17 protein-coding genes are annotated in these 17,535 nt (G+C 70.3%); 9 read left to right on the forward strand and 8 right to left on the reverse strand.

From position 1 onward, the window contains the following. Positions 1-15: 15 nt before the first annotated feature. On the forward strand, positions 16-1,695 hold the full coding sequence (locus tag JJ691_RS24895) for a CocE/NonD family hydrolase (RefSeq protein WP_211771117.1): 1,680 nt from the start codon (positions 16-18) through the stop codon (positions 1,693-1,695). On the opposite strand, the gene JJ691_RS24900 is transcribed toward JJ691_RS24895, so the two are convergent. Further along, complete coding sequence (locus JJ691_RS24900) at positions 1,676-2,566, reverse strand: hypothetical protein (RefSeq protein ID WP_211771118.1); 891 nt, start codon at positions 2,564-2,566, stop codon at positions 1,676-1,678. The genes JJ691_RS24895 and JJ691_RS24900 overlap by 20 nt on opposite strands. After that, a complete protein-coding gene (locus tag JJ691_RS24905; RefSeq protein WP_211771119.1) occupies positions 2,563-4,578 on the reverse strand; it encodes an ATP-binding protein in 2,016 nt (671 codons plus the stop codon). The genes JJ691_RS24900 and JJ691_RS24905 overlap by 4 nt, the downstream gene beginning before the upstream one ends. A gap of 70 nt (positions 4,579-4,648) precedes the next feature. Between JJ691_RS24905 and argG the strand changes: the two genes are divergently transcribed. Then, positions 4,649-6,112 carry an argininosuccinate synthase gene (argG, locus tag JJ691_RS24910; protein ID WP_211771120.1) on the forward strand — a complete coding sequence of 488 codons (1,464 nt, stop codon included), beginning with the start codon at positions 4,649-4,651 and terminating at the stop codon, positions 6,110-6,112. Between the two features lies 1 nt (position 6,113). Here the strand turns inward: argG and JJ691_RS24915 are convergent, their stop codons facing one another. Further along, the gene (locus JJ691_RS24915; protein ID WP_211771121.1) at positions 6,114-7,007 is read right to left on the reverse strand and encodes an alpha/beta fold hydrolase; all 894 of its coding nucleotides are present in this window, start codon (positions 7,005-7,007) and stop codon (positions 6,114-6,116) included. Further along, positions 6,952-7,416: an Lrp/AsnC family transcriptional regulator gene (locus tag JJ691_RS24920; RefSeq protein WP_211771122.1), complete on the reverse strand. Its 465-nt coding sequence runs from the start codon at positions 7,414-7,416 to the stop codon at positions 6,952-6,954. Before JJ691_RS24920 ends, JJ691_RS24915 begins: the two co-directional genes overlap by 56 nt. Positions 7,417-7,499: 83 nt before the next feature. On the opposite strand from JJ691_RS24920, the gene JJ691_RS24925 reads away from it, so the two are divergent. Beyond that, positions 7,500-8,645, forward strand: coding sequence for a trans-sulfuration enzyme family protein (locus tag JJ691_RS24925; protein WP_211771123.1), 1,146 nt, complete (start codon positions 7,500-7,502; stop codon positions 8,643-8,645). A gap of 21 nt (positions 8,646-8,666) precedes the next feature. Here the strand turns inward: JJ691_RS24925 and JJ691_RS24930 are convergent, their stop codons facing one another. Beyond that, a complete protein-coding gene (locus JJ691_RS24930) occupies positions 8,667-9,482 on the reverse strand; it encodes a MerR family transcriptional regulator (RefSeq protein WP_211771124.1) in 816 nt (271 codons plus the stop codon). Between the two features lie 96 nt (positions 9,483-9,578). On the opposite strand from JJ691_RS24930, the gene JJ691_RS24935 reads away from it, so the two are divergent. From JJ691_RS24935 to JJ691_RS24950, 4 genes are all read left to right on the forward strand, one after another. Next, positions 9,579-9,731, forward strand: coding sequence for a hypothetical protein (locus tag JJ691_RS24935; protein WP_211771125.1), 153 nt, complete (start codon positions 9,579-9,581; stop codon positions 9,729-9,731). Between the two features lie 10 nt (positions 9,732-9,741). Further along, the gene (locus JJ691_RS24940) at positions 9,742-10,314 is read left to right on the forward strand and encodes a GNAT family N-acetyltransferase (protein ID WP_249228162.1); all 573 of its coding nucleotides are present in this window, start codon (positions 9,742-9,744) and stop codon (positions 10,312-10,314) included. A 51-nt stretch (positions 10,315-10,365) separates the two neighbouring features. Further along, complete coding sequence (locus JJ691_RS24945; protein ID WP_211771126.1) at positions 10,366-11,361, forward strand: LLM class flavin-dependent oxidoreductase; 996 nt, start codon at positions 10,366-10,368, stop codon at positions 11,359-11,361. 177 nt (positions 11,362-11,538) lie between these two features. Beyond that, positions 11,539-13,134, forward strand: a complete 1,596-nt coding sequence (locus JJ691_RS24950) for an ABC-F family ATP-binding cassette domain-containing protein (protein ID WP_211771127.1) — start codon at positions 11,539-11,541, stop codon at positions 13,132-13,134. 115 nt (positions 13,135-13,249) lie between these two features. On the opposite strand, the gene JJ691_RS24955 is transcribed toward JJ691_RS24950, so the two are convergent. Both JJ691_RS24955 and JJ691_RS24960 read right to left on the reverse strand, forming a co-directional pair. Continuing rightward, positions 13,250-13,696, reverse strand: coding sequence for an RICIN domain-containing protein (locus tag JJ691_RS24955; protein ID WP_211771128.1), 447 nt, complete (start codon positions 13,694-13,696; stop codon positions 13,250-13,252). 251 nt (positions 13,697-13,947) lie between these two features. Continuing rightward, on the reverse strand, positions 13,948-14,940 hold the full coding sequence (locus JJ691_RS24960) for an AAA family ATPase (RefSeq protein WP_211771129.1): 993 nt from the start codon (positions 14,938-14,940) through the stop codon (positions 13,948-13,950). Positions 14,941-15,061: 121 nt separating this feature from the next. Between JJ691_RS24960 and JJ691_RS24965 the strand changes: the two genes are divergently transcribed. Beyond that, on the forward strand, positions 15,062-15,484 hold the full coding sequence (locus JJ691_RS24965; RefSeq protein ID WP_211771130.1) for a GlcG/HbpS family heme-binding protein: 423 nt from the start codon (positions 15,062-15,064) through the stop codon (positions 15,482-15,484). Positions 15,485-15,549: 65 nt separating this feature from the next. Continuing rightward, complete coding sequence (locus JJ691_RS24970; protein ID WP_211771131.1) at positions 15,550-16,332, forward strand: SDR family NAD(P)-dependent oxidoreductase; 783 nt, start codon at positions 15,550-15,552, stop codon at positions 16,330-16,332. Here the strand turns inward: JJ691_RS24970 and JJ691_RS24975 are convergent. Continuing rightward, positions 16,308-17,501 (reverse strand): MFS transporter, encoded by a 1,194-nt coding sequence (locus JJ691_RS24975; protein WP_211771132.1) that lies wholly within the window; start codon positions 17,499-17,501, stop codon positions 16,308-16,310. The two genes, JJ691_RS24970 and JJ691_RS24975, sit on opposite strands and share 25 nt — an antisense overlap. Positions 17,502-17,535: the final 34 nt, after the last annotated feature.

Consider the following 17,535-nt stretch of genomic DNA (forward strand, 5'->3'; position numbering starts at 1 on the left):
TTAGTGGAGGTTCCCGTGCCGGAGCGCATCGATGTCCGGATTCCTTGCCAGGGTGTGGAGTTGGCCACCACTGTGCACCTGCCCGACGCCCGGCCGGCGCCGGCCATCCTGGTCCGCACGCCCTACGACCTCGCCGCCGAGGCCTCCGCCGCACGGGTCGTCGACCGCGGTTACGCCTGCGTGTGGCAGCAGGTCCGGGGTCGGTTCGGCTCCGACGGCGAGTTCGAGCCGCTGCGGCACGAGATCAGCGACGCCCACGACACCGTGGACTGGATCGTCGCCCAGCCGTGGTCCGACGGAACCGTCGGGCTGAGCGGAATGTCCTACCCCGGGGCCGCTTCCTGGCTCGGCGCGCTGTCCGGCCATCCCGCCGTGAAGGCGATCGCCCCCGGCACCACCGGATCCGTCTTCGACGGGCTCGGCTACTACTCCCCCGGCGTGCCGCAGCTGGATCTCGTCTACCTGTGGCCGATCATGCACATGTTGTCCGAGGCCGACGATCCGGACCTGGCCACCCTAATGGCTTCGTCCGTTTTGGACACTGCCCTGGCCGCCCGCGATGATCCAGCGCTGTACGCGAAGCTGCCGGCCCTGATCGCCGCGGAGACCGCCGCCGCCGAACGGCTGCTGTCCCGGCCGTTGAGCGAGCTGACTTCTTTGCTGGAGAAGCACCTGCCGTGGGTCCGGGAGTGGGCCGCCCATCCCGACCCGGCCGACCCGTACTGGCGCGACCTGGACTATGCCCGACGGTTGCCGGAGCTGGACGTGCCCACGATCCACCTCGGCGGCTGGCACGACGTCTTCATCCGCGGCACTCTGCGCGACTTCGCCCTGATGTCCGGCCGTTCGCCGCAGCGCCTGATCATCTCCCCGTTCACCCACCTCGGCAGCGAGATCCCGGTCGGACAGTGGACTCCGCCGATCGCCGCCGAATCCGACCCGCTGGCCATGAACACCGTCGGCACGTCCGTCGCGCCCGGGCCGGAGGCGGTGACCCGCTGGATGGACCGCTTCGTCCGCGGCCTCGACAACGGCGTCGAGGACGAGCCGGTGATTTCCCTTTACGTGCAACGCGCCGACCGCTGGCGGCACACCTCGACCTGGCCGCTGCCCGAAACCGTCTGGACCACCCTCCACCCCTCGGCCGGCGGGATCCTGGCCACCGAGCCCGGCACCCGCTCCGACACCTTCACCTACGACCCGTCCGATCCCGTACCGTCCGCCGGCGGCACCTTCCTCACCGGCATCCGCCCCGCCGGCGTCTTCGATCAGTCCGAAGTGGAGCGTCGCGCCGACGTCCTCGTCTACACCTCGCCGGTCACCGACGGCGTGGAGATCACCGGCCCGGTCACCGTCGAGCTCGACGCCACCACCACCGCCGTCGACACCGACTTCACCGCCAAGCTCTGCGACGTCTCCCCCGACGGCACCTCCGTCAACGTCTGCGAGGGCATCACCCGCCTGGCCTTCCGCCCCGACTCCACCATCCGCATCGAGCTGTCCCCCACCAGCTACTGGTTCGCCCCCGGCCACGCCCTCCGCCTCCAGCTCAGCTCCAGCAGCTTCCCCCTGACCGCCCCCAACCCCAACACCGGCCGCAACTGGCTCGTCGACCCACACGACCCGGTCACCGCCGTGCAGACCGTCTTCCACTCCTCCCGCCTGATCCTCCCGGTCATTCCCGCGGATCGCTAGGCAGCACGGTCGCGGCTCGCTGACCGAGAACGGCGCAGCGGAGATCGACGTCCTGGTCCAGCACGGGTGGCTGTCCTAACAGGACGCTTCCGACAGCAACCAGGAAGACACGGCTGGCGGCATCGCTGCCCTTCTTCGTTCGGGGGGACTGGTAGAGCAGGTAGCGGGCGGCCTGCCAGGAGGAAAGGCTTGGAGCAGAAGCCAGGAGGTCCAGGGCGGCGGAGAACATGGTGGCACGGGAGGAGTCGTCGGCGGAGATGGCGTAGCAGGGGGAGCCACCGGTTTCCACCTGGGAGACGTCGTGGCCGCGGGCGGAGAGGCGGGCCAGCAGGGCGGTGCTGATGTCAGCGGCGGCGGCGTGACGAACCAAGCGGTTGCCGGGGATCACCAGGCCGTTGGGGAGGGTGACGTGGTTGACCAAGACGTCACCGGGGTTGCCTTCAAGGGAGAAGCGGTCGTGGACGGCCTGGCCGTAGCGGAGCATGAGACGGAAGGCGGGGGTTTCGACGCCGCCACGGTAGGTGCGGGAGGCGGAATCCCACGCAGCGCCATGGCGAAGGCGGCCGATGTAGCCGAGGCGGTCGTAGTTGGGTCCACCGTCCACAAGGGACATGACGAAGCGGGAGGCGTCGAGCGGGAGACCCTGGCCGATCCGGCCGGGGGCCTTGAGCGCGAGCTGGTGCCGCCAGGTGATCAGGTCGGAGTGCACGGAGCGTAAGAGCGAAGGGGTCAAGCGGCCGACCAGGAGCGAGCGGGCGGCGTTCGCGGCAGCGGCCTGTTCGAGGGCGAAGTCATGGACGCGGCGGAGTTCCGCCGGGTCGCAGGAGCGAAGGGCCAGGTCGGGGGTGGGAAAGCTGGCGGCGGTGATCACGCTTCGTCCAGACGGCCACGGACCCGTTCGGCGTCGGCCCCACGCTGCTGGTTCTCGTACAGGCCCAGGGCGGTCTCCCAGGTCTGCCGGGCCTGAGCAGTGTGCCCGAGCTGCGCCCGGCATTCGGCCAGGCGGTCGAGGGTGTCGGCCAGGTGGTAGGCGTGGCGGCCGTCGAACAGGGCCTGGGCCCGTTCGTAGTGGGAGACGGCCAGGTCCAGGCGGCCGGCGCGCTGCTCGATGTGCCCCAGTCCGTCGAAGGCGGTGGCCTCGCCGTCAACGTTTCCGTTGCGGCGATACAACTCCAGCGCGGCAGCATGGTGGCCGAAGGCCCGGTCCAGGCGACCCAACTCGGCCTCGTACCGCCCCTGGAGCTCCAAGGCATCAGCGACGTCCAACGGAGCGTCGACCGCCTGATACGCGGTCATAGCAAGGGTTGCGTGCTCCAAGGCCCGCGCGGTGTCACCGGAGCGCTCCCAGGCTCGGGCGAGCGACCGGTGGGTGTGCCCCTCGCCCCAGCGATCACCTTGGTGGAGCAGCAAAGCCTGCCCCAGTAAAGCCAGGGCGTCCGCGACGGCTCCGGTGCGCACCAGTGCGGACCCGAGCAGCCGGTGGGCCAGCGCCGACGAGGCGTCGTCCAGACGATCGGAGAGCGCGACCCGCCACGTGCCGGCCTGGTCACGCACAAGCCCTTGCTGCCAATGGAAACTGTGCATCACCCAGGCCAGCCGCCAGGCGTCGACATGACGTCCGCGCTCGGCGACGAACCGCTGCATCGCGACCAGGCAGGTGTGCTCGGCCTCGAACCAGACCAGCGCCGCCGCCCGGTCCGCGAAACGTTCGGTCGCCGGGCCGACGTCGATCGGCGTGCGGCACGGGTCGAGCAGCCGGTCGGCGGCGCACCCGTTGACCACGTAGTAGCCGACGAAGCGGTCCAGGGCGGCCTCGGCGTCGTCCAACTGACCCAGGGCGTAGAGACGGACCAGGTCGTGCAGCTGCCACCGACCCGGGGCATGCTCCTGCACGAGGGAAACCCGTTCCAGCGCACGGAGAATCGGCCGCGCATCGGGCAGCTCGGTCAGACACTCGATGGCCCGCACGCCGGCGTCCGCCCCGGGAATCAGCCCGAGCAGCGCGAACACCTTGGCCTGAGCCGGTTCCAGGGCCTGATACGACCACGAGAGCACCGTCTCCAGCCCGTCCAGCGCCGGCAGCCGGGTCTCCCGTAGCTCACGGGCGAACACCGCGATGGGAAACGCCGCGTGATCGGCGACCCGGCCGGCGGCCAGGCCCAGCGCCAGCGGCAGCCCGGCGCAGTCGTCGACCAGACACCGCACCGCCTCCGGCTCGGCGTCGAGCCGCAGACGCCCCAACCGCCGCTCGAACAGCTCGACACTTTCGGCCTCGGTCAGCGGCGGCAGCGCGATCCGCACCGAAGCTTCCAGGCCGCGCAGCTGGTTGCGGCTGGTCACCAGCACCGCGCAGCCGGCGGCCGAGGGCAGCGCGGCCCGCACGTGCTCGGCGTCCCGCACGTTGTCGAAGACGATCAGCATCCGCTTGCCGGCGACCAGGCTGCGATACCGGCCCACCTGCGCGTCGAAGTCGACCGGCACGGCCTGCGGTGGCACGCCCAGGGCGTCCAGCACGCACCGCAGCACGGCCGCCGGCGGCAGGAACTGGCCGTCCGGTGCGACGCCCCTCAGGTCGACGAAGACCTGACCGTCCGGAAAGGACTCAAGCCGCCGGTGGGCCCAGTGCAGCGCCAGCCACGTCTTGCCGATGCCGCCGACCCCGACGATCACCGCGACCAACGGACCGTCCGTCCGCTCGAACGCCTCGGTCAGCGCGGCCAGCTCCGTCTCGCGGGCGGTGAACCAACGCGGGGCAGGCGGCAGCTGCCGGGGCACCGGCGGCTCGGTCCCGTGCACCGTCACATTGCCGTGGATGACGCCGGCCAGCACGAACGGCGCCGACGGCGAACCGGTGACCTCGTTGCGCACACCCTCGGACGCCATCCGCCCCTCCTCCGGTGGCCCCCAGCCTACCGCGTTGCATGATCATGCATCGCCATGTATATTTCTAAACGTGTCCAAGGTGCTCACTTCCCTCCCTGTCGGCGAACGTGTCGGGATCGCCTTCTCCGGCGGCCTCGACACCTCGGTAGCGGTCGCGTGGATGCGCGAGAAGGGTGCCGTGCCGTGCACCTACACCGCTGACATCGGCCAGTACGACGAGCCGGAGATCGACTCGGTGCCCGGCCGCGCCCACCAGTACGGCGCCGAGATCGCCCGCCTGGTCGACTGCAAGGCCGCCCTGGTCGAGGAGGGGCTGGCCGCGCTGGCCTGCGGCGCCTTCCACATCCGCAACGGCGGCCGCACGTACTTCAACACCACCCCGCTCGGCCGCGCCGTCACCGGCACCCTGCTGGTGCGCGCGATGCTCGAGGACGACGTCCAGATCTGGGGTGACGGCTCCACCTTCAAGGGCAACGACATCGAGCGGTTCTACCGCTACGGCCTGCTGGCCAACCCGTCGCTGCGGATCTACAAGCCGTGGCTGGACGCCGACTTCGTCACCGAGCTCGGCGGCCGCAAGGAGATGTCCGAGTGGCTGGTCGCGCACGACCTGCCCTACCGGGACAGCACCGAGAAGGCCTACTCCACCGACGCCAACATCTGGGGCGCCACCCACGAGGCCAAGTCGCTGGAGCACCTGGACACCGGCATCGAGATCGTCGACCCGATCATGGGCGTGCGGTTCTGGGACCCGGCCGTCGAGATCGCGCCCGAGGACGTGACCATCGGCTTCGAGCGGGGCCGGCCGGTGACGATCAACGGCAAGGAGTTCGGCAGCCCGGTCGACCTGGTGCTGGAGGCCAACGCCATCGGCGGCCGGCACGGCCTGGGCATGTCCGACCAGATCGAGAACCGGATCATCGAGGCCAAGAGCCGCGGCATCTACGAGGCGCCCGGCATGGCCCTGCTGCACGCGGCCTACGAGCGGCTGGTCAACGCCATCCACAACGAGGACACGCTGGCCAGCTACCACAACGAGGGCCGGCGGCTGGGCCGGCTGATGTACGAGGGCCGCTGGCTGGACCCGCAGTCGCTGATGCTGCGCGAGTCGCTGCAGCGGTGGGTCGGCATGGCCATCACCGGCGAGGTGACGCTGCGGCTGCGGCGCGGCGAGGACTACTCCATCCTCGACACCACCGGCCCGTCGTTCAGCTACCACCCGGACAAGCTGTCCATGGAGCGCACCGAGGACGCGGCGTTCGGCCCGGTGGACCGGATCGGCCAGCTGACCATGCGCAACCTGGACATCGCCGACTCCCGCGCCAAGCTGGAGCAGTACGCGGGCCTGGGCATGGTCGGCAGCGCGCACCCGGTGCAGCTGCTGGGCGCGGCCCAGGCGGCGGCGACCGGCCTGATCGGCGCCATGCCGGAAGGCGGCGCGGAGGCCATCGCCGCCCGCGGCGACGCCGTGACCAACCTGCCCGCCGAGGACGAGCTGCTGGACCTGGCGGCCATCGAGTCCGGCACCGACTGAGTCACCCGGCGGGAAGGCTGATCGCGGCCTTCCCGCCGCTCACGGCGGCCAGGATGAGCCGGGCCACGGCGTCGGGCCGCACCGCGAACGACAGGTGCCCGGTGGGCAACTCGCTCACGACGGCGTTCATCCGCTTCGCGACAAAGCGCTGCAATTCCGGCGAAGTGGTGCGGTCGGCGGTCGTGACGAGGTACCGGCTCGGCTTTGTCCGCCACGCGGCGACGGTGGTCCGGCCGGCGAACAACGTCTGGGCGATTCGTCCCTGAGCCGCGTACAGGGCACGGGCCCTGGCGCGCGGGACTCCGTTCGCGAAATCGTTCAGGAATGCCTCTTCGGTCAGTCCGCCGAAACCGTTGTGATAAACGATCCCCGCATTCGCGGGCGGCGTCGGGAACTGTCCGGCGAGCGCCGCGTAGTCCTCCCCCTCCATCGGCGCGCGGGCCGACAGGTAGACCAGGGAGCTGACCAGCGGGTGGTCGCCGGCCTGGGTGATGACCGCGCCGCCGTAGGAGTGCCCAACCAGCACCGTCGGGCCGGTTTGCTGGTCCAGTGCCCTTTTTGTGCAGGCGACGTCGTCGTCCAGGGAGGTCAGCGGGTTCTGCACGGACGTCACCGTGACGCCGGCGGCCTGGAGGATCGGAATCACCTGACCCCAGCAGGAACCGTCGGCGTAGGCGCCGTGCACGAGGACCACGTTGCCGGTCGCGCGCGGCGTCGCCGACGCGGTTCCGGTGGTCATTGCGCCGAGTGCCACAGTTCCCGTGGCCAGGAGCTTGGTGAAATGGCGTCGATCCATGACGCGAATGTAGCCCCGGGGGTGGGCCGCATGTCTTACCAAATCATTTCGGCGCCACCAGCGCGCAGAGAGCTTCGACACCTGAACCGGTGAGTTCACGTAGCCGCAGGCGGGTGTTGGATTCGATGACGCCGTGGCCGCGCGGCAGGGCCATGACCAGTTCGTCGAGTTCGGCCACGTCGCGACAGGCGACGGTGAGGGTGTAGTCCCAGCGGCCGGTGACGTGGGTGCCGGACAGCACCGCCGGCAGGCCGAGCAGGCCGGCTTCGAGCTCGCCGTGGTCGACGCCCGGGCTCAGGCGGACGTCGATGAAGGCCTGGAGGGGCCGGCCCAGGGCGGCCAGGTTGATCTCGGCGTGGAAGCCGTCGATCACGCCGGCCTCGACGAGGCGGCGCACCCGCTCGGCGGTGGCGGTGGGGCTCAGGCTGACCCGGGCCGCGAGGTCGCGGTAGCTCACCCGGCCGTCGCGGATGAGCTCGCCGAGGATAGTCCGGTCGATGGCGTCCATGGCCGGATTATCCACGGCAAAGCTGGGGTTTCTACGCTGGCAACGCCACCAAGTCCGCCTTCATGGCCCGTAATGTCGGCCGTATGACCGACTCCAGGCCCGCGAAGGCCGCCGGCTACCTCGCCCGCACCCGACCGGTGGTGCCGCCGATCTACCAGTCCGCCACGTTCTACCTGGATGACTTGGCGTACAAGGACATTCAGGAGGGTGGGCTGCGGGAACACTGGTACAGCCGGTTCGCCAACCCGACCGTGGACGCCGCGGCCGCCGAGATCGCCGCGCTGGAAGGAGCCGAGGCCGGGCTGATGACGTCGTCCGGCATGGCGGCCATCGCCACCACCCTGTTGACGTTGTTGCCGGGCCGCGTCGTCGCCGCCCGGCAGGTGTACGGCGACACCCGGGACCTGCTCGTGCGGGACCTGCCGGCGCTGGGCTTCGACGTCACCATGGTCGACGCCACCGATCTCGACGCCTGGGCCGAGGCCATCGCCGGTGCCCCGACCGCCATCGTGTACGCCGAGACCCTGTCCAACCCGCAGCTGGACCTCACCGATCTCGCCGCCCTGGCCCAACTCACGCACGCCGCCGGCGCGAAGCTGGTGGTGGACAACACCTTCGCCACCCCGTACACGGTGAACCCGTTGCGCCACGGGGCCGACGTCGTCGTGCACTCGGCCACCAAGTTCCTCAGCGGCCACTCCGACGTGATCGCCGGGGTCGTGCTCGGCGACGCCGACACCGTGACCGAGGTGCAGAAGCGGATGATCACCTTCGGCGGTTGCCTCGATCCGCACGCCGCTTTCCTTGTTTGGCGCGGGATCCAGACCTTCGACCTGCGGCTCGAACGCTCCTGCGCCACCGCGTCGCAGCTGGCCGCCCGGCTCGCCGCCCACCCCGAGGTCGTCGCCGTCCGCTACCCCGGCGGCGAGATCGCTGACCGCATCATGCGCCCCGGCCGACGTGGTGCCATGGTCGCCTTCACCGCGCGCGGCGGCGATTCCCGGGCCCTCGCCGTCATGCGGCGGCTGACCGTGGCGTCCGAAGCCACCAGCCTCGGCGGCGTCGAGACCCTGGTCAGCACCCCGTTCAACTCCTCGCACTTCTCCCTCGGCCCGGCCGAGCGCGCCGCCGCCCGCATCGACGACGGCATGATCCGCCTGTCCTGCGGCATCGAGGACGCCGAGGCCCTGATCGCCGACGTCGAGCAGGCCCTGGCCGACACCGTCTGACCCGGTGTCGGCCAGGACTGCTCAGCTCAGGCGGACCGCCAGCTCGAAGACGACGTCGGCGTCACCGGCCGTCGTCGGGTCGAGCAGGAAGGTCTGCCGGGGCAGCCAGTCGGCCTGCTCGTTGTGGTTGAGCAGCCACTGGTGCAGCGACTCGAATCCCAGCGCGGTCATCATGTCCGCCTTGGGCACGCTGACGTACGCCTCCCGGCCCGCCCGGTCGGCGCTCGCCGTCATGTCCGGGAAGCGCTCGGCGACCTCGGCGATGTCGGATTCGTCGACCGGGCAGCAGAACTCCACCGGCCCGTCACTGTCGTTGCTCACTTCGCCGTGGTACCGAAGGAAAGGCAGTCCGGCGACGCCCTCCGGCCGTGGCACGGTCGGGCCGCCGAACAGCTTGAACAGCGGCGTGGCGAACTCTCCGATCTGGTCGGCGGTCAGCTGCTCGGTGACGGTCAGCAGCGCGCGGGCCGGCAGCTCGCGGACGGACACCTCGTACATGGCGGTTTCCTTTCCCGTCAACTGGTTGATGAGGAAGGCGACCAGTTCCCGCTGCGCCCGATGGCCCTGTTCCCGCTCGTCCCAGTACGAAGCCAGCTCCACCGCCCGGTCCGGAGGTGGCAGGTCGAGGACCCGCCTGATCCGGGCCAGGGGCATGTCCAGCTGGCGCAGCCACGCGACCAGCCGGGCCGGCGCGAGCTGATCCGGGGAGTACCAGCGGTAGCCGGTGTCCGGATCGACGTGCGCGGGCGGCAGCAGCCGGAGTTCGTCGTAGAGCCGCAGGGCCTTGGGCGAGAGGCGGGCCAGCCGCGCGAACGCGCCGATGGTCAGCAGTTCCATGGTCGTCTCCCTCGTCCCGGGCGGTCGGCGCCCGGTTGTCCCGACTCTGCGGCTGTCCCCAGGGTGAAGGTCAAGCGACCGATATCGTGTGAGGTCGTGTGTGTCTCCGTCGATCTGGCCGACTTCACCGGCACCACCCTTTACGTGGGCCGCCAGACCCATCCCGAGGCCCCGCCCAAGATCAAGGGAACTTCCCTGACGTTCAACGTCATGAAGGACCCCTTCACCACGTTCGGGTTCGGTCGGTAGCGTCGAGGCCGTGCCATCACTTGCCGCGCCCGCGTTGCCGCCGGGCACCATGGCCGACCGGGAACAGCCGGAGATCCACGCGAACGACCTGAGGCTGCGCCTGTGGCAGCCGGGGGACCGCGAGGCGGTGACGACGGCGTACGCGGACCCGGCGATCCAGCGCTGGCATGCCCGGTCGATGACCGATGACGAGGCCAGCACGTGGATCGCGAACTGGCCGCGGCGCTGGTCAGCGGAGACCGGGGCCGGCTGGGCGGTCGTGGACGGGGACAAGATGGCTGGGCAGATCAGCCTCCGCCTGATCGACCTCCAGGACGGGCGGGCGGAGGTGTCGTACTGGGTGCTGCCCCACGCCCGGGGGCGCAGGACCGCGAGCCGAGCCCTGCAAGCCCTCACGGAGTGGTCGTTCGGCACGCTGGGACTGCACCGGATCGAGGTGCTGCACTCCACGGCCAACGAGCCGTCCTGCCGGGTGGCGACGGCGGCGGGCTACGGCCTGGAGGGCACGAAGCGCAGTGAGGCGAAGCACGCGGACGGGTGGCACGACATGCACCTGCACGCCCGCATCGTGGGAGATCGCTGAACGTTCAACTTTTTCCGGCAGAATGGGGTCAGGAAGCGAAGGAGGACCACCGTGCCGCTGCGCAAGCTCGGATTCCTGACCATCGGCCTGTTCGACGAGGCCGACCCCCGGCCGGGCCACGAGTCCACGCTGGAGATCATCCAGCTGGGCGAGCAACTCGGCTTCAGCAGCGCCTGGGTGCGCCACCGCCACCTCCAGTTCGGCATCTCCTCCCCGGTCGCGCTGCTGGCCGCGGCCACCCAGCGGACCAGCCGGATCCAGCTGGGCACGGCGGTGATCCCGCTGGGCTGGGAGAACCCGCTGCGGCTGGCCGAGGACCTGGCCACGGTGGACGTGCTCAGCGGCGGCCGGCTCAACCCGGGGATCAGCGTCGGCCCGCCGATGCACTACGACGACGTCAAGGACGCGCTCTACCCGGACACCCAGGACGTCGAGGACTTCAGCTACCAGCGGGTCCAGCGCCTGCTGGCCGCGGTGCGCGGCGAGAAGGTGTCGACGTTCAGCGGCGAGGAGGGCATCGAGGAGTTCTCGGCCCGGGTCCAGCCGCACTCGCCGGACCTGATCAACCGCATGTGGTACGGCGGCGGCAGCGGTCGCTCGGCCCAATGGGCCGGCGAGAACGGCATGAACTTCCTGACCAGCAACGTGGTGGCGGCCACCGGGACCAGCACCGACTTCGACGAGATCCAGCTGGGTCTGATCCGGACCTACCGCGAGCACCGCCCGCAGGGCCGCGTCTCGCACGGCTTCGTGGTCATCCCGACCGACAGCGCCACCGCCGACCAGCGCGCCCGCTACGAGGAGTACGCGGCCAGGCGGGCGACCCGCTTCGGCAAGCCGTTCGGTCCGCGCGGGCTGCTGTTCGCCCGGGACATCGTCGGCACCTCGGCGCAGATCGCCGAGCAGCTGCACGCCAACGCCGCGTTCCGCGAGGTCGAGGAGGTGGCGTTCGCGCTGCCGTTCACCTTCCGGCACGAGGACTACGTGCAGATCCTGACCGACATGGCGACCCGCCTCGGGCCGGCGCTGGGCTGGCAGCCGAGCTGATACGCTGGCAGCTCCAGAGCACAGGGAGTAATCACCGCATGGTGGCTGAGGACGACATCGAGGGCTGATACCGGCCCCACGACAACGGTGTCCGGGTGACACCGCGTCCGGTCGTGCCCTCGCACCTGTTCGTCTCACGGGCCTGACGTGTGCCCGTTTCGCGGTGGAGATCCCCTCATGCCGAAGCTCGTCTGTTCCGCTCTGTCCTTCTCCTGGCCGGACGGCACCCCGGTGTTCGACGCCTTGTCGTTCACCGTGGGCGCCGGCCGGACCGCCCTGGTCGCGCCCAACGGCGCCGGCAAGAGCACGCTGCTCAAGCTGATCGCCGGCGAGCTCACGCCGCGGTCGGGTTCCGTCACGGTGGACGGCGTGCTCGGCTACCTGCCGCAGGCGCTGCCGCTGACCGGCGAGCCGACGGTCGCCGAGGTGCTGGAGATCGCCCCGATCGTGCAGGCCCTCAGGGCGATCGAGGCCGGCGACGCCAGCGAGGACAACTTCACGATCGTCGGAAACGACTGGGACGTCGAGGAACGCGCCCGCGCCGAGCTGGACCGGCTCGGCCTGGGCGACGTCGCGCTGGACCGCCGGGTCGGCACGCTCAGCGGCGGCCAGGTGATCTCCATCGGGCTGGCCGCGCAGCTGCTCAAGCGGCCGGACGTGCTGCTGCTCGACGAGCCCACCAACAACCTCGACCGGGATGCCCGGCTGCGGCTGCACGCCGTGCTCAGGGATTGGAAGGGCACCCTGCTGCTGGTCAGCCACGACCGGGAGCTGCTGGACCTGGCCGACCGGGTGGCCGAGCTGGACCACGGCGAGATCACCCTGTACGGCGGGAGCTTCGCCGACTACGAAGCCGCCGTGCAGGCTGCACGAGAGACGGCGGAGAAGAACATCCGCAACGCCGAGCAGGAGCTCAAGCGGGAGAAGCGGGAGATGCAGCAGGCCCGGGAGCGAGCGGCCCGGCGGGCCAGCACCGGGGCACGGTCGGGTAGCGACATCCCCCGCATCGCGCTGGGCCTGATCAAACAGAAGGCGCAGTCGGCCGCCGGCAGGGCCAACGACATGCACGGCCAGCGGGTCGAGAGCGCCAAGGCCCGGCTGGACGAGGCCGAGCGGGCGCTGCGGGACGACAAGACGATCTCGCTGTCGCTGCCCGACACCACCGTGCCGACCGGCCGAATGCTGTTCCACGGCAACCAGTTGCGGGTGCGTGACCTGTTCGCCGACGACGGCGTGACACTGGCGATCCGCGGCCCGGAGCGGATTGCCTTGCTGGGGGCCAATGGCGTTGGCAAGTCGACGCTGCTGCGCATCACCGCCGGGCTGGAGGAGCCCGAGCACGGCGTGCTCAGCCGGGCCGACGGCCGCGTGGCCTACCTGTCACAGCGGCTGGACCTGCTGGATCCTGATCTGTCCACCGCCGACAACCTGCGGGCGTTCGCGCCGGCTCTGCCCACCTCCGACATGATGAACCTGTTGGCGCGCTTCCTGTTCCGCGCCGAACGATCCCAACTGCCGATCCGGGTGCTGTCCGGCGGCGAGCGCCTGCGGGCCACCCTGCTGTGCGTGCTGTGCGCCGAGCCGGCCCCGCACCTGCTGCTGCTCGACGAGCCCACCAACAACCTCGACCTGGCCAGCGTCGAACAGCTCACCGGCGCGCTGGACGCCTACCGGGGAGCGTTCGTGGTGGTCAGCCACGACGAGCGGTTCCTGGCCGACATCGGCATCACCCGCCGCCTCCGCCTGGCCGACCGGACCCTCACCGAGGCCTAGGTTCGGCCACACGCGCGCCGCGTGACCGTCCACAACCCGATACACACGCCGGTGACCCCCGACACTGTGCTGTCGGGGGTCACCGGCGGGCAAGTCGACCACGTACATCCGACTCCTACTGCCACTTCTGATAGGAGCCGCCATTGCAGTCGTGCGTGTAGACCTTCTTGGCGGCGTTACTGTCCAGACAGAATCCCGTCGCCAAATTCCGGAAAGTCACCGTACCACCATGCGACACCTGCCACTTCTGATAGGAGCCGCCGTTGCAGTCGTGCGCGTAAACCTCCTTAGCGGCATTGCTGTCCAGACAGAATCCCGTCGCCAAATTCCGAAGAGTTACCGTACCCTTACCCGACACCTGCCACTTCTGATAGGAGCCGCCGTTGCAGTCGTGCGTGTAGACCTTCTTGGCGGCGTTGCTGTCCAAGCAGAAACCCGTCGCCAAATTCCGATACGTCTGGGCTGCCTGCGCCGTCGCCGCCGGCGCGCCGAGGGTTGAGAAAAGCATGGTGAGGACCACAGCGATAAACAAGGTCATGGGTCCGACACGATTGCGCACCATCATCACTCCTTGTCGTTGCTCGTGCACCAGAGGCCACATCTGCCATGCCGAATTCCGGGCTCCCGTGCGCGACACTCCCCCGTTCGCATGATCTGATACACCTCACAACATGCGGGATGCTGCCCGGAGGGGCTTATCGCCCTATTCCGCCCTCCTTAATGTAGGCGGGTTGCGGTCGGCAAAAAGGGGCCATTCATCTGGCCCCTCAGGCGGTCAAGGCTGCGAGGCGACGCTCGTGTCAGCGTCGCCGTTCACGGAGCAGCGACGAGGGCGTCGGCGAGTTCGTCGACGGTACGGCCGTCGGTGTCGATTCGTTGGCCCAGCGTCAAAGTCTTCGACTCGACGGCCGCCGCGGCGGCCACGGCCCGCAGCTCCGACTCCGGGCGGCCGAGCAGTGGATCACCGGGCTGGGCCCAGCTCTCGCCACGGCCGCGCCGGAGGATCCGCGCGGTCAGCTCGTCCACACCGGCGTGCAGCCGGACCAGCCGAAGATCCACCGGGCCGAGTTCGCCGGCGTACAAGGAAAGAGTCGACGCGTCGTGGATCGGGCCGACCACGACCATGGCCTGCGCCCCGACGGCGCGGAAGTTCCGCCACAGGGTGGCCAGCGTACGGGACCGCATCCGGTGGTCGTCGCCGATCTGGTCCAGGTCGACGTAGGCGGCGGTGCTGCCGGCGCTCAACAACCGTTGGTACACCGCGAATCCCACTGCGGACTTGCCCACTCCGGTGACGCCGCACAGCCACAGCACCCGGGGCCGGCGCGGCCAGCCGGTCGCCTTGAGCACCTCGTCGGCGACGGCCGTGACGGCGACTCCGGTGGTGTCCACGCACAAGGCGGCGAAGTCGCTGGCATCCAACGCGTCGGCCTCGCGTAGCACCTCCGCTGTCGGAGCTGCCCCCTCACGCTCCTCGAACCGCCGCCGCAGTTCGTCCCGGTCGGCTCGCAGCCGGACCACGGTCAACACCGGCGAGACCGGCGGGCCCGTCCGCGGGTCGACGACGCCGGACACCACCACGCAACTGGCGCCGGCCTCGCGGTGGCCGGCGACCACGGCGTCGAGGTTGCGGGCCTTCAACGCGTGCCGATGCGGGTCGGAATCCGTTGCCGGGTAACACATCCCCAGCTGGTCGATGTCCACATAGGCCGAATCGGCGATCCGCTGGTGGATCTCCCACGCGACCGCGGTCTTGCCCACCCCGGACGGACCGCACAGCCAGAGCACCGGCACCGACTCCCCCATGCGTGCTCACGCTACCGGTGGCACAGCTCACCGCAACTAGATTACCGACGCGGTTAGACGGCGTATGCAACTATTGTGTACGCTGGCTTCCGTACCGAGCAAGGAATGACAGAGGAGCATCATGGCCCACCACCCCGCCGACCTGAGCAACGCCGAGCTGCGCGACCTGCTGGACGCCGCCACCGCCGAGGCGGAGCGGACCGGCATCAAGGTCAGCGTCACCGTGCTCGACCGCGGCGGCCACCTGCTGGGCTTCGTGCGCGACCAGGACGCGCTGCTGATCTCCGGCGAGACCAGCACCCGCAAGGCCTACACCTCGGTCCAGCTGGACGCGGCGACCGCCGACGTGGCCGACGCGGTCAAGCCTGACGGCCCGTTCCACAGCCTGCCCACCGCCCTGGACCGACCGCTGCTGTTCATCGCCGGCGGCGTGCCGCTGCACCGCGACGGCGTGCTGGTCGGCGCGATCGGCGTCGGCGGCGGCGCCCCGACCCAGGACCACGCGGTGGCCACCGCCGCCGCGGCCAAGCTGTCCCTGGCCTGATCCGAGTCGCCGACCAGACCGGCGTCGACCAAGCTGGAAACCCCGAGAACAGGAGATCCTCCCCCATGCGACTCGACCTGACCGGCAAGGTCGCCCTCGTCACCGGCTCCACCCAGGGCATCGGCCAGGCCATCGCCGCCGGGCTGGCCCGGGCCGGCGCCACCGTCGCCGTCAACGGGCGCAAGGCCGACGGCGTGGCCGCCGCCATCAAGTCGTTGGGCGACGGCGAGTTCATCGCCGCGCCCGGCGACGTGTCCACCGAGGACGGCACTCGGCAGGTGCTGGACGTCGTGCCGAGTGTGGACGTGCTGGTGAACAACCTGGGCATCTTCGGCTCGCAGGCGCCGCTGGAGATCACCGACGACGAGTGGCGGCGCTACTTCGAGGTCAACGTGCTGTCGGCGGTCCGGCTGACCCGGGCCTACCTGCCGGGCATGACCGAGCGGGGCTGGGGCCGGATCCAGTACATCGCCAGCGACTCGGCCATCGTCACGCCGGCCGAGATGATCCACTACGGCATGTCCAAGACCTCGCTGCTGGCGGTGTCGCGCGGTTTCGCCAAGCACGCCGCCGGCACCGGCGTGACGGTCAACTCGGTGATCGCCGGCCCCACCCACACCGGCGGCGTCGAGGACTTCGTCTACGAGCTGGTGGACAAGTCCCTGCCGTGGGACCAGGCGCAGCGCGAGTTCATGCTGAAGTACCGGCCGCAGTCGTTGCTGCAGCGGCTGATCGAGCCGGAGGAGATCGCCAACATGGTGGTGTACCTGGCTTCCCCGCTGTCCTCGGCGACGACCGGCGGCGCGCTGCGGGTGGACGGCGGCTACGTGGACGCGATCCTGCCGTAGTCGCCGCGCACCGCGTCCTGGGGCAGATTCCGCTCCAGGTAAGGGATTGCCGCAGCGGCGATGGTGGCTGCCGTGGCCGCGACCAGCCACGGCAGCCAAGGTCCGAACGCGAACAGCGCCACCACGCCCGGGGCGGCGATGCCAGCTGAAGTGAAGGCGTACTGGAAAGCCGCCAGGTAACGGCCACGGGTCGCCCGCGGCGCGGCTGCCTCGGACAAAGCGTTGGCACGGTTGCCGATCAGCGTGCCTGCCGACAGCAACACCATGGTGGCCAGCAGATACGCCGGGAGCCACGACGCCGGCACGAACACGGCCGCGAGGCTGGCCGCCGCCCAGACGACGGAGATGCCGTAGCCGACCCGCATTGCCTTGGTACGCCACCAGGTCCGGGTCCACCGCACGACAACCGTGCCGAGCACGAAGCCGCTGACGGTCAGCGTGGTGATCATGGCCCCGGCCACCCACGCCGGCCCGTGCAGCACCTCGGTCACGTACACCGCGATGCCGTCCAGGAAGAGGTCCAGCACCAACGCGCCGCACGCCACCACCACGATCAGCACCAGGTAAGGGCGGTTGCGCAGCACGCTCACCGGTGGCGAGTCGACTTCCGGCCGAATGTGCGGGACGGGCAGGAAGGCCGCCAACACCGCGGCGGCGGCGAGGAAAGTGACCCCGTCCGCCGCCACCGCGACCTGGTAGCCGACCGAACCGAAGGTGGTCAGGCCGGCGACCACCAGGCCGCCCAGGCCGAAGCAGACCCCTCGCACCGCTCCGACCAGGGCGAACGACGTGTCCTTGGCGTTGTGCCGGGTCGTGTCGGCGATCAGCGCGAACACCGAGCTGTAGAACGCCTGCTGGCCCGCCGCCAACAGCGCCGACGCCACGAACACCAGTGCCGCGTCGCCGGCGACCAGGTAGACCGCCACTCCCGCCGCCTGCACCACCTGCGCGGCGATCACCACCTGCCGCGGGCCGAACCGGTCCACCAGTCGCCCGGCCAGCAACGGCGCCGCGATCCCCACCAACTTGCCGGCCGTGACCACCGAACCGGCCAGCTCGACCGGCAGGCCGACCACCTGGATCCCGTACAGCACCGACAGCGGCAGGAACAGCCCGGAGCCGAAGTTGTCGATGCCCAGCGCGACGAGCAGCGCGAGTCGTCCCCCCATGACGGCCAAGCTAGCGACGGTTCCCGTTGGCGTG

The organism is Kutzneria sp. CA-103260 (assembly GCF_018263855.1).
Lineage (GTDB): Bacteria > Actinomycetota > Actinomycetes > Mycobacteriales > Pseudonocardiaceae > Kutzneria.

What these genes read in the sequence shown, in the direction of transcription:
- JJ691_RS24975 (WP_211771132.1), bottom strand. Translation starts at nt 17,501, where the DNA reads ATGGGGGGACGACTCGCGCTGCTCGTCGCGCTGGGCATCGACAACTTC.
- JJ691_RS24965 (WP_211771130.1), top strand. Translation starts at nt 15,062, where the DNA reads ATGGCCCACCACCCCGCCGACCTGAGCAACGCCGAGCTGCGCGACCTG.
- JJ691_RS24905 (WP_211771119.1), bottom strand. Translation starts at nt 4,578, where the DNA reads ATGGCGTCCGAGGGTGTGCGCAACGAGGTCACCGGTTCGCCGTCGGCG.
- JJ691_RS24960 (WP_211771129.1), bottom strand. Translation starts at nt 14,940, where the DNA reads ATGGGGGAGTCGGTGCCGGTGCTCTGGCTGTGCGGTCCGTCCGGGGTG.
- JJ691_RS24920 (WP_211771122.1), bottom strand. Translation starts at nt 7,416, where the DNA reads ATGGACGCCATCGACCGGACTATCCTCGGCGAGCTCATCCGCGACGGC.
- JJ691_RS24955 (WP_211771128.1), bottom strand. Translation starts at nt 13,696, where the DNA reads ATGGTGCGCAATCGTGTCGGACCCATGACCTTGTTTATCGCTGTGGTC.
- JJ691_RS24925 (WP_211771123.1), top strand. Translation starts at nt 7,500, where the DNA reads ATGACCGACTCCAGGCCCGCGAAGGCCGCCGGCTACCTCGCCCGCACC.
- JJ691_RS24950 (WP_211771127.1), top strand. Translation starts at nt 11,539, where the DNA reads ATGCCGAAGCTCGTCTGTTCCGCTCTGTCCTTCTCCTGGCCGGACGGC.
- JJ691_RS24970 (WP_211771131.1), top strand. Translation starts at nt 15,550, where the DNA reads ATGCGACTCGACCTGACCGGCAAGGTCGCCCTCGTCACCGGCTCCACC.
- JJ691_RS24930 (WP_211771124.1), bottom strand. Translation starts at nt 9,482, where the DNA reads ATGGAACTGCTGACCATCGGCGCGTTCGCGCGGCTGGCCCGCCTCTCG.